The sequence below is a fragment of the Oribacterium sp. FC2011 genome (assembly GCF_000701645.1).
Classification (GTDB): Bacteria; Bacillota; Clostridia; order Lachnospirales; family Lachnospiraceae; genus Oribacterium.
In genome coordinates, this window is record NZ_JNJM01000016.1 from 17,942 (window position 1) to 31,457 (window position 13,516).

A 13,516-nucleotide genomic window follows, 5' to 3' on the forward strand; every position below is an offset into this window, starting at 1 on the left:
CCTCCGGCTCTTACTGTATATCTGTTATGCTATTTTTTTGCTTCTTTTTTGTCATCCGAATTCATCCTTGACATCTTTGCGACTTCGCCGGAGAGGGCGATGAGGCCGATGATGTTGGGGATGACCATGACACCGTTAAAGAGGTCCTGCATGTTCCAAACCAGGTCAACCTTCAGGAGGGAGCCTGCGAAGATAAATACTACATCGATAACGGCAAATGGAATGATTGCCTTCTTTCCAAAAAGGAATGTGATGTTCTGTCTTGCAAATAAGAACCATCCGATGATGGTTGAAAAGGCGAAGAACAGAAGACATATAGCTACGAACATCGGACCGAATCCGCCAAAGCCTGTAGTAAATGCAAGCTGGGCAACAGGAGTTCCGGTGATATCACCTGCGTAAAGTACTTCGGTTCCGAGAACACCTGAAGAAAGGATAACAAGTGCTGTAAGTGTAAGAACGATAAATGTGTCAATGAATACACCTACCATGGCAACCTCACCCTGCTCCTGAGGGCGGTTAACAATTGCAAGTGCATGTGCGTGAGGAGTTGAACCCATACCTGCTTCATTTGAGAAAAGTCCGCGGGCAACGCCCAGACGCATAACCTGACGAACAGCGATTCCGGCTCCGGCACCAACTACGGCCTGAGGCTGGAAAGCACCTCTGAAGATTGATACGATTGCGGGGATAACATTCGCGTGATTTATGATAAGCATTATCACAGCGGCAACCACATAAAGTCCTGCCATAAAAGGAACAACCTTTTCGGTAAAGGATGCGATACGGCTGATTCCGCCGACAAAGATAAAGGCTGAGATGATGGCTACAAAGATACCTACCACCCACTTTGGCATTCCGAAGGCTGTATAGAAAGCGTCGCTTATGGAGTTTGACTGAACCATATTTCCCATGATTCCCAGGGACAGGATAGTCATAACTGCGAAAAATACTGCAAGCATCTTTCCGAAGCTTCCCTTGAAGGCTTCCTGAATGTAGTAAACCGGACCTCCGATAACTTCGCCGTTTTCATCTCTTGTTTTTGTTTTCTGGGCAAGAACCGCTTCTCCGTATATGGTAGCCATACCAAAGAAGGCAGCCAGCCACATCCAGAAGATTGCACCGGGGCCTCCGCCCACAAGGGCAGTAGCGCAGCCTGCGATATTACCGGTTCCTACCTGGGCAGCAATTGCTGTTGCCAGGGCCTGAAAGGAACTCATCCCGTCGTTTTCACTGGCATTACCCTTAAGTGAAAAGTTTCCGAATACACGATGCCATGCACTTGGAAATCTTCGGATCTGGACAAAGCCTGTCTTTATAGAGAAAAACAATCCGTTTCCTATCAAAAGGAACAAAAGAACAAACCAGATTTTGTCATCCAAAAGAACGATAATGTTGTTTAAGTTATCCACTGTGAAAAACTCCCCCTTAGAAATGTTGAGAAGTCAAAGATAAGTGGGAGAGAAAAAGGCTGATAAAATGCCTGTCTGAGGGCATAAATCAACGATGATATGAATAAAACTATATAATCCTCTGTCCTTTTGCCTGAGAGATTGGGGCAGGATCAATGAAAAATCCTGAGCCTTTGCACCTTCGGCACTCTAAAAGAGCTTCTCCAGAGTCCACTCCGTTATTAGTCTCCGTCCGTTACAGACTCCTGAGAGTTTTACTCCTTCGGCAGGTTATCATATCAAACAATTCAATGTCTATCTCCGGGATGCTGTTTAAGCAAAACAGGAAATTATAACAACCACTTTTCTAATAACTTCTACGTATATTTATTTGCCCGATTAGCGTATCATCCGACTGCATATGCGTCAAGAAGGACCCCGATGCTATAATCAATAGATATAGCAAAGGCATATAAGCAAACGCTTATATGCCTTTTAGTTATGCTCTTTCAGCTTTCATTTCTTTTTTCTTTTTATACATATTTTCGTCAGCCATATTGAAAAGCTGATCATAGGTCATGCCGGAAGGTGAAGTTTCGGGATCGAAATCTGCCATGCCAAAAGCAGCAGAAACCTTAACTTCCGGAGGTATATCGGCTTTAGCTCTATAGTTCATTTCATGTTCAAGATATTCAAGTATATTATACCTTTCGTTATAGTCTCTTGATTCCGAAAGAAATACCACGAACTCATCCCCTCCTATACGGAACATTGGACTGTTGATAAACTTTCCCGAAAAACATCCGCAGCAGTTTATGATATATTTATCCCCCATGGCATGACCGTAAGCATCATTTATGATCTTCAGATTATTGATATCGATCACGATGATCGATAATGCCTTTTTTCTGTTTTTTATCACATCTTTAACTGTTTTTATATACTCCTCATAAGCCGCCTTACTTTTAACGCCCGTCAAAGGGTCAATGTAGGCTTTTCCCTTTATCTGTTCGACATAGCTCTTCAATACCTTTACGTTTTTCGAAAAGCTGACGGTCAGATCCCCGATCTCATCATTGGACTCGGGATGCAGATCAACCTCCAGATCTCCCTCTGCAATCCTTGAGGCTGATACCCTTAGCTTTTGAATAGGTCTGATGATCCGGTAAACCAGATTCATTGTCAGCACAAAAAACAGCATACTTATAAGCAGGGCAGCAGCCACGATACGTGTGGTAAGCTTGCTTCTTGCTGCAAGAATCGACTTAAGGGGAGTAGTGAGAACCAGCTTCATATTATTGTTCAGGGTTCTCCAGTTAAGCTTTCTTGTTTCACCTCTGTACTCATAAGTGATAAGATGATCATTCTTATTTTCGGTTCTTATCTGCTGGGAGATCTTTGTAAAGTCACTGTTGATAGACCCAAGATTCGTTCCTGTCTCCAGAAACTTATGATAAATGATAGTTCCTTTATTGCTCAAAAGGAAAGTGGCACTTCCTTCGTAGGGCTGTATATTGTCTATATACTCAATAATGTCGGAAAAATCTATGTCCATTCCTATGGCGCCTATAAATGTTCCCCCTTTAAACAGAGGCTCAATATATGAAATCTTATTTATTTCCAGTTCAGGATCATATTTTACATTTGTCCAGACACCAACTTTTTGTTCTTTTGCAAGATAATACCAGTTGACCTTGGGATCATCCTCGTTATAATCCGAAATATTAACCGGATCCACAAGCGTGAAGGTTCCGCCGGCAACTGATTTCCGGTAACAAAAGGCATTTTCACCACTGCAGATTTCAGGATCCAGCTGCAGATAGTAACTGTAGATCCATTTATCATTATCTACCAGGAAATTCAATACATTCCGCATCTCCTGAAGGTAACTCTCCCTGTAGTATGCATCTTTAAAGCTGTCTATGTTTATAAGCTTTGTTGAGGCATATAAAGAACCTTCGTCTACGCATTCTGCCATATTTCTCAATGCATTATTGAGATAATTGGCAGCATCACTGACAGTAAGCTCCATGATCCTGGCCGAATCCTCATCCAGTATGGACACGGAAGATGCCAAACCCACACCTCCGATGATAAACGCAGTAAATAAAGTACAGGCAAGTATAAGCGCTGCAAACTTTGTCTGTAATGAAATATATGGTCCCCGACCCTTACTCATAACCTTTTCTATACTCCTTTGCCTTCTTATGTGCAAAATTTTGTCACCCATGCAGTTTATCATATGACCATAACAAAAGATTCCGCGGGAATTTAAGTGAACTGCTCAGAAAAATACTTTTCTTCAGACCACTTATTTCATATATCGGAGAAACCACTTATTTTATTAGTCCAGTCAGGGAGGTAATTTAATGTATTACGAGAATTACAGTTTTGTTGGGATTGTTAACGGACAGAAGATCAGATTCGCGACCGAAGAGGAGTATAACGAGTATATTGAATCAATAGAAGATGAGGATTGAATCAGGTAGAGGAAATCCACCGTGGACGGTTCTCTCCGGCGAAAACCGTCTCCGGTGGCTCCTGCTCACCGCAGGCCCCCGGTTCGGGGCGCAGTCATATAAACATTTGAAGACTTGAGATATAAAAAACAGGCTTCCTGATGATAGAAAACCTGTTTTTTATGAAATACTGATTTACATTAGATACATGTATAACCACCGTCAACCGGAATCATAACGCCGTTAACGTATGTTGAAGCAGGTGATGCAAGGAAAATAGCTGTAGAATCAAGCTCGCCTTCCTTACCGTAACGCTCCATAGGGATAGCTCCCTTTGCGTACTCCTTGAACCAGTCTGAATCAAGAGTCTCCTGTGTGAGCGGTGTCCAGAAATAACCCGGGCAGATAGCATTAACTGTGATACCGTGCTTGCCCCACTCAGCAGCAAGTGCTCTGGTAAGGTTAACAACGCCGCCCTTTGCAGCATGATATGGGCTTGCGGGTGCGATCTTGTTGCCAACAAGACCATACATGGAAGCGATATTTATGATACGTCCGTAACCTGCCGGGATCATTGCCTTCTTTGCAACGGCACGTGCAACCTTGAATGAACCGAAGAGGTCAATGTTTACTTCATTGGCAAACTGTTCATCTGTGATATCTTCAGCAGGAGCAACAGCACCGGTACCTGCATTATTGATAACTATATCGATCTTTCCGAATTTCTCCAGAACCTTATCAACAAGCTCCTCAACCATATTGGTATCTGTGATATCACATCTTACAGGAAATGTTTCAACGCCGTATTCCTTTGTGAGTTCCTTTGCAACATCTTCAATCAACTCTTGACGACGGGCAACGGGAACTATATTACAACCCTGATTTGCAAGTGCCTTTGCCATCTGAACGCCAAGTCCTGTTGAGCAGCCTGTAACAATTGCAACGTTTCCCTTTAAATCGAAATAATTCTTCATGATCATACCTCTTTTCCGGTCAGTTACCGACCAATTCTCCTTACTCGTTATACTATAGGTGTTTAAAGGTTCCAGCCGAAATGGATCACATCTGCTCCGAAACCTCCAACTTCTATATAATACAATTTTTTTGATAATTGGTCAATTTTGATATAAAAAAGGATAAATAATCCGTATTTTTTATATACTATGACGTTTCATAAAGTCTATTCCGCTTTTTATTCCGGCAAAAGCATTGAGACAGGCTTAGGATGGTTATGGCATATTATTGCTCAAAAAGAGCTTCAAATTCTTCATTTGCCGACACCTTTTCCAGAGTATGGTTAATGTTTCTGAAATGATGTCTCAGCTCATCCTCCAGTGTCTGTCTGTCATGATTTTCAATAGCATCTACAATTCGTTCATGCTGTGAAACTATATTGATACTGTCATCATATTTCTGATCGTCGCTTCTCTCAACCCCGAGTGCAAAGCGTCTTGCTCTGATATAATGAATATCATATCTTCCGGTATGTTCCTGAACAAACTCTTTGTGCTGCAAATGATAAAAGAAATCATGGAACAGTGTATCCGCCTCAGTAAGTTTCTCCATTTCATTAAAGGAGATCATGGTCTTCTGATCGTTGATCATGCCACGAAGAAGAGGTACCAGCGGATCCAGCAGTCCGGCATCAAAAGCATCCAGAACCACTCTGGTTTCAAGAACTTCCCTTAGATATCTTACTTTTCTGACCTTATCAAGATTGATCTTACTTACAAAGCTGCCCCTTTGAGGCTGGGATTCAAGAGCGCCTTCTATATTAAGACGTCTGACAGCTTCCCTCACCGGTATGCGGCTGCAGTTGAACTGTTCGGCAAGACCAAGTTCACTGAGTTTCACCCCGGGACGAAGCTCCAGCGTCGCAATCCGGTTCCATAAATAATAGTGTATTTCCTCAGGTAATTTGGGAGTCTCAACCATGTTATTATCTGTATTCATAATATCCCTCTCAAACTTGTATACAATCACAAGATAAAAATAAATCAATTCCGGATTTAAATCAAGTCCGAAAGCTAAATTCCGGTTGTAGTATACATTTGTAATCGTTATTTTACCAAATCTTCGGGCACCTATGGCAGATTTATCGAAAAACCTGGCACCGGCTTTTCCAGGTGCAGTATTTATGCTGACTTTTTAAAGTATTTCAATAAAACACCGATTATTTGATTATGATTTTTTTGTTGACATTTTTCCCGAAAAGGATTACTATTGCATCATCAAAAACTGGTATACACTTTGAGGGCCGTTTTAATTCCTCACTTATCAAAGCATTATACAAAAAGGAGAATTTCATTATGGAAATGACATTTCGTTGGTATGGTTCAAAGTTCGATTCTATCAGCTTACAGCAGATCAGACAGATTCCCGGAGTAACAGGTGTTATCACAACACTTTATGACACAACTCCCGGCGAGGTATGGTCACAAGAGAGAATCCACGCATTAAAGGAAGAGGTTGAGGCTTCCGGTCTTCACATCAGCGGAATCGAGTCAGTTAACGTTTGTGATTCCATAAAGGTTGGCGACAAGGATCGTGACAAGTACATCGCAAACTACATCGAAACTCTTGAGAATCTCGGCAAGGAAGACATTCACCTTGTATGCTACAATTTCATGCCTGTATTTGACTGGACAAGAACAGAGCTTGCACGTAAGAATCCTGACGGATCAACAGTTCTTGCCTATAGCCAGAAGGCTATCGATGCCATCAACCCGGACGACCTTGCTTCATCCATGGAGAAGATGTCTCAGGGTACAGTTCTTCCCGGTTGGGAGCCTGAGCGTATGGCCAAGCTTAAGGATCTTTTTGAAATGTATAAGAATGTTGACGGCGAGAAGCTTTTTGAGAATCTTGTATATTTCCTTAAAGCCATCATGCCTGTTTGCAACAAGTACGATATAAAGATGGCTATCCACCCGGATGACCCTGCATGGTCAGTATTCGGCCTCACAAGAATCATCAACTCAGAGGAGAACATCCTTCGTCTTATGAAAGCTGTTGACGATGTACATAACGGTGTAACCTTCTGCTCAGGTTCATACGGCACAAACCTTGAGAATGATCTTCCTCACATGATCCGTGTACTTAAGGGCCGTATCCATTTCGCTCACGTAAGAAACCTGAGATTCAACGATACTTCCCGTGAGAACTACGATTTCCAGGAGGCATGCCACATTTCCAGCGACGGAAACTTCGACATGTATGAGATCGTTCGTGCCCTTTATGAGACAGGCTTCGACGGACCTATCAGACCTGATCACGGAAGAAACATCTGGGATGAGGTTGGCAAGCCCGGTGTAATGCCCGGATACGGACTCTATGACAGAGCCCTCGGCGCTACATACATTCAGGGACTTTGGGAAGCAATCGAGAAGAGCGAGAAGAGACTTGGAGGAAACTAAAATGCGTTTAACTCTTGAAGGATTAAAGGATAAAGAAGCATGGCAGAAGGCCGGCGTAAAGCTCCCTGCCTATGACATTGAAAAAGTTGCAGAGAATACAAAGAAGTCCCCTGTATGGGTTCACTTCGGAATCGGAAACATTTTCCGTATTTTCATCGGCGGAATCGCTGACAAACTTATTGAGGAAGGTGCTCTTGACAAGGGAATCACCTGTGTAGAGACCTTTGACTTCGATGTAGTGGACAAAATCTATGATCCTTACGACAATCTTGTACTGGGCGTAACATTAAAGGCTGACGGCTCAACAGAGAAGCAGGTTATCGGTTCCCTTACAGAAGCCATCAAGGCTCAGTCTCAGGTGCCTGCTGACTGGAATCGTCTCAAGGAAATATTCACAAACCCTGATTTCCAGATGGCAAGCTTTACCATCACAGAAAAAGGCTATGCTCTCAAGAATGCTTCCGGCGAATATTTCCCGTTTGTTCAGGCAGATATCGACAACGGTCCCGAGAAGCCCGGTGCAGCCATGGCTATCGTGACAGCACTTCTTTTCGAGCGTTTCAAAGCCGGAAAGTATCCTATTGCCATCGTAAGCTGCGACAACTGCTCACACAACGGCGAGAAGCTTATGAGTTCCATCGTAACAATGGCGGAAGAGTGGGAGAAGAAGGGTTTTGTTCCTGCAGATTTCATCGCTTACCTTAAGGATGAGAAGTTCGTAGCCTTCCCTTGGTCCATGATCGACAAGATCACTCCGAGGCCTGCAGAATCTGTTGAGGCTGAACTTGAGAAACTTGGCATCGAAAACATGGCGCCTGTTATCACCTCAAAGCGCACCTACATTGCACCTTTTGTTAATGCAGAAGGCCCTCAGTATCTGGTTATCGAGGACAAATTCCCTAACGGACGTCCCGCACTTGAGAAAGCCGGCGTTTATATGACAGACCGTGACACCGTTAATAAGGTGGAGAGAATGAAGGTAACAACCTGCCTTAACCCGCTTCACACGGCACTTGCGGTTTATGGCTGTGTTCTCGGATATGATCTTATCGCAGACGAAATGAAGGATAAGGAGCTCAAGGATCTTGTACACCGCATCGGACCTGTTGAGGGAATGCCTGTAGTTACAGATCCGGGCATCCTTTCCCCCGAGGCATTTGTAAATGAAGTCATCAACGAGCGTATCCCTAACCCATTCATGCCTGATACACCTCAGCGTATCGCAACCGATACCTCTCAGAAGGTTGGCATCCGTTACGGCGAGACTATCAAGAGCTATGTAGCAAAGTACGGCGATGCAAAGAAGCTCGAGGCTATCCCTCTTGCCATTGCCGGCTGGCTCAGATATCTTCTCGGGGTTAATGATAAGGGCGAAGCATTTGAACGTTCCTCAGATCCTATGCTTGATTCACTTACAGAGGCGCTCAGCGGTATCAAGCTCGGAAACCCCGATACTGTAGGCGACAAGTTAAAGCCGATTCTTTCCAATGTCAACATCTTTGGCTCAAACCTCTATTCAGTAGGTCTCGGAGAGAGAATCGAAGAGCTTTTCAAAGAAGAAATTGCAGGTGTCGGCGCAGTAAGAGCCACACTTGTTAAATATCTCGGATAATAGAATACCATAAAGTGCCACAGGGGAAGGTTTTCGACAGCGAGAACCTTCCCCTGTTTTGCTGTGTTATGGAAATCCTCACTTCGACAATATTTATAATAGCTCCAAAAGCAAATAAGACTTTCATCTTAGGCTGTATCTGCGGTATGATTACTTATTGAAAAAATATTTATATTTTGCTGCAGCGAATTCACCCTTTATACTGTACACATAAGTGCAGACATTTCATAAAGTGGGGAACCACTTTATCGGATTCCCTGAAGGGTCCCGGATTCAAAAGCTGCAGTAAACTCACAGAAAAAGAAAGTAGACATTATGCGTATTATTTTTGCCACCCATAACAAAAACAAAATGAAAGAGATCCGGCAGATTCTTGGGGATGTAACTGAGGATATCGTTGCAAAGAGCGAGCTGGGAATCGACTTTGAGCCCGTCGAAACCGGCAAGACCTTTGCCGAGAATGCCGAGCTTAAGGCTTCCGGGATCAGAAGCTATATGCTGGCTCATGGCATGCTGGAGGACGATGACATTATCATGTCCGACGACTCCGGATTATGTGTAAATTACATGCTGGGTATGCCGGGCATCTACAGCGCAAGATACCTGGGAGAGGACACCTCCTATGATATAAAAAATGCACGTATCATCCATGAACTGAGATTTGCAGAAGGGGAGGAGAGAGCAGCACACTTTGCCTGCAGCATCTGTGCGGTATTTGCCGACGGCAGAGTCTTTCATACGGAAGGAAAATTCGAAGGTCTCATAGCAAAAGAGCCTAAGGGAACCAATGGTTTCGGATACGATCCCATACTTTATCTTCCCGAATACGGAAAAACTTCCGCAGAACTTACGGCAGAGGAGAAAAACAGCATGTCCCACAGAGGAAAAGCCCTGAGAGCTATGCGGGAGCTTTTAAAGCGTGTTATCGGGGAAGACAGAGAAAAAGGAATTAACAGCGGTGCGTTTTCCGAGAAAAAGGAGGGCAGCGGACTTGTCCGCCCCTTTCAGACAGCCCTGATAGTCAGCGATTCTCATCGTAAGGATGACAATCTTAAAGATGTTCTGAAAAGACTCGGAATGATTGATTATCTCATACATCTCGGAGACTCCGAGGGAACCGAGCATATGATAAAGCAATATGCCGGTGACGGTGTTGAATGCTACTTTGTCCAGGGCAATAATGACTTTTTTACCGAACTTCCGAGAGAGCAGGTGATCACTCTGGGAAAGCACAAATGCTTCCTCACCCACGGACACTACTACGGAGTCGGAATGGACCTTACCCAGCTTACAGAAGAAGCCAGGGCCCGGGGCTGCGATATCGCAATGTTCGGTCACACTCACAGACCTTATCTCAGGGAGATCAACGGCGTAACCTGTATAAATCCTGGTTCCATCAGTTACCCGAGACAGTCTGACAGACGTCCGTCCTATATGGTAGTGGACGTAAGCGAAGAAGGGGAGCTGACTTACCACCAGGTTTACCTGAAGCTCCACTGATGTTTCAAAAAACCTATTGGGGGAAACGCTTTTACGGCGTTTCCCCTTTTTTACCCGGCACCGGCAGGGACGATCCCCGCCGGTGCCGGGACGATTCTTGCCGGTGAGTAATGCCACTGCCGGCACATATTCATTCTTTAATAATATAGTAAATTCCCTCTTGTAAGCCGGACGATAATCCTATATAATACAAAAATGTAAGCGGTTACAATTAAATGTATACCAAGGTAATGCCAATCCCCCGTGCATTACCGCATATGATAAGTTTTTTTATTGAAAATAAAGGAGATATGTTATGACACAACAAGATTTTATGGCTAAGCTTGCAGAGATCAAGGTTTGTCCTGTAGTAGTTATCGATGATGTTGAGGATGCAGTTCCTCTTGCAAAGGCTCTTGAGGCCGGAAAGCTTCCTATGGCTGAGGTTACTTTCAGAACACCTGCCGCAGCAGAAGCCATCGCACGTATCGCTAAGGAGTGTCCAAATGTTGTTGTCGGTGCAGGAACCATCCTTGATCGTGAGCAGTGCACACGTGCCATCAATGCAGGCGCTCAGTTCATCGTTGCACCTTCATTCTCAGATGAGGTAGCACAGTGCGCTATCGGACACGGTGTAGCTTACTGCCCTGGAACATGTACTCCTACAGATATCACAAACGCATTAAGATACAACCTTCCTATGGTTAAGTTCTTCCCTGCAGGAAACTACGGCGGACTTAAGACCATCAAGTCACTTGCCAGCGTATTCCCTCAGCTCAAGTTCATGCCTACAGGCGGAGTAAGTGTTGATAATGTTAACGAGTATCTCGGTTTCGACAAGATCATCAGCGTTGGCGGAACATGGGTATGCAAGAAGGATATGGTAGCAGCAAAGGATTGGGACGGAATCGCAAAGCTTTGCCGTGAAGCATACGATCTTACACACTGATAAGGCTGTTTCGGCGGTGAACACAGGGGACGGTGGTAGTGTTTCATTTCATCAAAAAATGAATTACCACCCCGACCCCATGGGTCACAGCCTGAACTGATAAGGCCCTCGTAAAATAAAAATAAAAAATCAAAAATTTGTGTTGACATTCAATCAGCTATTCGCTAGAATAACTGAGTCGCTTGAAACGAGCGACAAAATGAGTCAGTAGCTCAGCTGGATAGAGCAACGGCCTTCTAAGCCGTGGGTCGGGGGTTCGAATCCCTTCTGGCTCATTTCTCTTTCTAAAAGAGAATTACATTGGTTCGCTTAAGCGACCGTAATATGGTGGGTATAGCGTAGTTGGTTATCGCGCCAGATTGTGGTTCTGGAGATCCCGGATTCGAGTTCCGGTACCCACCCTTAGCCAGCAGGCTAAAGTGGGGCTATCGCCAAGCGGTAAGGCACAGGCCTTTGACGCCTGCATTCGTTGGTTCGAATCCAACTGGCCCTGTTCATGAGGCTGTAGCTCAGTCGGTAGAGCACTTGACTTTTAATCAAGTTGTCGCGAGTTCGAATCCCGTCAGCCTCATCTCTTATGTATTTACCTTGATGATTGATTCATCAAGTTTTTTTTATTTCAAAAATTCTTTTTTATCCCGATATCTTCATAATATCCGGTCAAAAATCAACCCCCGATAATTAATCCAACATAAAAAGTAAGGAAAAATATATGATACACAACTATGCTTATTTTAGCTTTGGCAACATGGCTTTAAATCCCTTTCTATGTCAGTTTTTCGATAAAATACGACATATTCATGTATTTAAAGAATCAGCAGCATCTTTCCCGGACAAAGTACAGAATGTTCTTCCGGAAAAGGCTATAATTGCAGATTTTAACAACGCTCTCAGAAACAGAGAATTCAGAATCTATCTTCAGCCCCAAATGGATTACAGAGGAGACCTTATAGGAGCGGAAGCTCTTGTCCGGTGGAGAAAAGACAAAAGCACCATCATTCCGCCAAATGCATTTATCCCTATCCTTGAAAAGTATGATCTTATAAGTAAGCTTGATGCTTACATATGGGAGCTTGCTGTCAGTACTCTCCGAAAGTGGAAGCACACTGAATTTAAGGACCTCCACATTTCCATCAATATATCACCCAAAGATATGGAACTCCTGGACGTTTTTAAGGTGATAACGGGTCTTGTACATAAATATGATGTGGATCCATCAAAGCTTCACCTTGAAATAACAGAATCTGTCATTATAAAAAATCCCTCCATTGTAAACAATTTGATCATGCGTCTTAAGAAGGCCGGATTTCTGATCGAGATCGATGACTTCGGAAGCGGTTACTCTTCACTTAATATGCTTAAAGACATTAATGCAGACGTAATAAAGATCGACACCGGATTTCTCAGTAAGTCTTTAAACGAAGACCGGGGAGAGATAATTCTGGATTCCATCATCTTTATGGCTAAACGTCTCGGCATAGGTACCGTAACCGAGGGTGTAGAAACACCAAATCAGTTTGCAATGCTTAATTCCATGGGATGTGATGTCTATCAGGGCTACCTTTTCTCAAAGCCCGTTTCCGTCAAAGACTTCGAAAATAAATACAGTAGTCTCTGCAGGAAAGAGCTGATTCCTTCATAAATGTCCCGCCTTTATTTATTTCCCGACAGCTTTATGCCGAAATAAAACTGAAAGGGTGAAGCGCGTTTTTTTATAAAATCTCCTGACTCACCTGAAAACACATCCGGTTTAGCCGCTTGATAACTATACGAAGCAAGGATTTCATATGAAAACTTCACTATTCAGAAAAAAAAGCCTGGAAAAGATTTCGTCACCTGAAAATCTTGACGAATACCTCCATGTTACAAATCCCTCGGTCTGGCTGATACTGACAAGTGTACTTTTATTGCTCATAGGCATGCTGTACTGGAGCTCCGTGACGGATATTAACAGTCTGGCCAGAGGAAACGCCCGTGTCACAAACGGTTCCATGTGCATATATTTTGAAAACAGTAAGATTGCAGATAATGTTGAGAGCGGAATGACTGTCAAAGCCGGTGAAACCGAAAGCAGGATAAGCAGTATAGGAACCGACGAGAAAGGAGAGCTTTTTGCAGAAGCTCCTACAAAGCTTCCGGACGGTGATTATCAGGTGGAGGTGGTTTTCAAGCAGACCAAAGTACTGAATCTACTTTTTAACTGAGGACCG

Annotated in this window: 10 protein-coding genes, 4 tRNA genes and 1 riboswitch; of the genes, 10 read left to right on the forward strand and 4 right to left on the reverse strand. The window is 43.7% G+C overall.

Features of this window, described 5'->3' with window-relative positions; genetic code table 11:
- Positions 1-29 precede the first annotated feature (29 nt).
- The 4 genes from T357_RS0113160 to T357_RS0113180 all read right to left on the reverse strand — a co-directional run bounded on the left by T357_RS0113160 (position 30) and on the right by T357_RS0113180 (position 5,803).
- The gene (locus tag T357_RS0113160) at positions 30-1,412 is read right to left on the reverse strand and encodes an alanine/glycine:cation symporter family protein (protein WP_031553509.1); all 1,383 of its coding nucleotides are present in this window, start codon (positions 1,410-1,412) and stop codon (positions 30-32) included.
- Positions 1,413-1,523: 111 nt separating this feature from the next.
- A riboswitch (glycine riboswitch) is annotated at positions 1,524-1,629 on the reverse strand.
- Positions 1,630-1,890: 261 nt separating this feature from the next.
- Positions 1,891-3,570 (reverse strand): sensor domain-containing diguanylate cyclase, encoded by a 1,680-nt coding sequence (locus T357_RS0113165; RefSeq protein WP_031553512.1) that lies wholly within the window; start codon positions 3,568-3,570, stop codon positions 1,891-1,893.
- A 480-nt stretch (positions 3,571-4,050) separates the two neighbouring features.
- Positions 4,051-4,824: an SDR family oxidoreductase gene (locus T357_RS0113175; RefSeq protein ID WP_330373129.1), complete on the reverse strand. Its 774-nt coding sequence runs from the start codon at positions 4,822-4,824 to the stop codon at positions 4,051-4,053.
- A gap of 265 nt (positions 4,825-5,089) precedes the next feature.
- Complete coding sequence (locus T357_RS0113180; protein WP_049962426.1) at positions 5,090-5,803, reverse strand: GntR family transcriptional regulator; 714 nt, start codon at positions 5,801-5,803, stop codon at positions 5,090-5,092.
- A gap of 356 nt (positions 5,804-6,159) precedes the next feature.
- Between T357_RS0113180 and uxuA the strand changes: the two genes are divergently transcribed.
- The 10 genes from uxuA (at position 6,160) to T357_RS0113230 (ending at position 13,510) form a co-directional block, all read left to right on the forward strand.
- Positions 6,160-7,266: a mannonate dehydratase gene (gene uxuA / locus T357_RS0113185; protein ID WP_031553519.1), complete on the forward strand. Its 1,107-nt coding sequence runs from the start codon at positions 6,160-6,162 to the stop codon at positions 7,264-7,266.
- A gap of 1 nt (position 7,267) precedes the next feature.
- On the forward strand, positions 7,268-8,878 hold the full coding sequence (locus tag T357_RS0113190) for a mannitol dehydrogenase family protein (RefSeq protein ID WP_031553522.1): 1,611 nt from the start codon (positions 7,268-7,270) through the stop codon (positions 8,876-8,878).
- A gap of 315 nt (positions 8,879-9,193) precedes the next feature.
- A complete protein-coding gene (gene rdgB / locus T357_RS0113195; RefSeq protein WP_031553525.1) occupies positions 9,194-10,378 on the forward strand; it encodes an RdgB/HAM1 family non-canonical purine NTP pyrophosphatase in 1,185 nt (394 codons plus the stop codon).
- A 295-nt stretch (positions 10,379-10,673) separates the two neighbouring features.
- Positions 10,674-11,306, forward strand: coding sequence for a bifunctional 4-hydroxy-2-oxoglutarate aldolase/2-dehydro-3-deoxy-phosphogluconate aldolase (locus tag T357_RS0113200; RefSeq protein WP_031553527.1), 633 nt, complete (start codon positions 10,674-10,676; stop codon positions 11,304-11,306).
- Positions 11,307-11,507: 201 nt separating this feature from the next.
- Positions 11,508-11,581: transfer RNA gene (locus T357_RS0113205), tRNA-Arg, on the forward strand.
- A 52-nt stretch (positions 11,582-11,633) separates the two neighbouring features.
- A tRNA-His gene (locus T357_RS0113210) sits at positions 11,634-11,707 on the forward strand.
- A gap of 20 nt (positions 11,708-11,727) precedes the next feature.
- Positions 11,728-11,799: transfer RNA gene (locus T357_RS0113215), tRNA-Gln, on the forward strand.
- 5 nt (positions 11,800-11,804) lie between these two features.
- Positions 11,805-11,877 (forward strand) — tRNA-Lys (locus tag T357_RS0113220).
- A 141-nt stretch (positions 11,878-12,018) separates the two neighbouring features.
- The gene (locus tag T357_RS0113225) at positions 12,019-12,948 is read left to right on the forward strand and encodes an EAL domain-containing protein (RefSeq protein WP_049962427.1); all 930 of its coding nucleotides are present in this window, start codon (positions 12,019-12,021) and stop codon (positions 12,946-12,948) included.
- Positions 12,949-13,093: 145 nt separating this feature from the next.
- Positions 13,094-13,510 (forward strand): hypothetical protein, encoded by a 417-nt coding sequence (locus T357_RS0113230; RefSeq protein WP_031553533.1) that lies wholly within the window; start codon positions 13,094-13,096, stop codon positions 13,508-13,510.
- Positions 13,511-13,516: the final 6 nt, after the last annotated feature.

Excerpts from the sequence above, each read along its gene's own strand:
- T357_RS0113165 (WP_031553512.1), bottom strand. The coding sequence starts at position 3,570 with ATGAGTAAGGGTCGGGGACCATATATTTCATTACAGACAAAGTTTGCA.
- T357_RS0113175 (WP_330373129.1), bottom strand. The coding sequence starts at position 4,824 with ATGAAGAATTATTTCGATTTAAAGGGAAACGTTGCAATTGTTACAGGC.
- T357_RS0113180 (WP_049962426.1), bottom strand. The coding sequence starts at position 5,803 with ATGAATACAGATAATAACATGGTTGAGACTCCCAAATTACCTGAGGAA.
- uxuA (WP_031553519.1), top strand. The coding sequence starts at position 6,160 with ATGGAAATGACATTTCGTTGGTATGGTTCAAAGTTCGATTCTATCAGC.
- T357_RS0113190 (WP_031553522.1), top strand. The coding sequence starts at position 7,268 with ATGCGTTTAACTCTTGAAGGATTAAAGGATAAAGAAGCATGGCAGAAG.
- rdgB (WP_031553525.1), top strand. The coding sequence starts at position 9,194 with ATGCGTATTATTTTTGCCACCCATAACAAAAACAAAATGAAAGAGATC.
- T357_RS0113200 (WP_031553527.1), top strand. The coding sequence starts at position 10,674 with ATGACACAACAAGATTTTATGGCTAAGCTTGCAGAGATCAAGGTTTGT.
- T357_RS0113225 (WP_049962427.1), top strand. The coding sequence starts at position 12,019 with ATGATACACAACTATGCTTATTTTAGCTTTGGCAACATGGCTTTAAAT.
- T357_RS0113230 (WP_031553533.1), top strand. The coding sequence starts at position 13,094 with ATGAAAACTTCACTATTCAGAAAAAAAAGCCTGGAAAAGATTTCGTCA.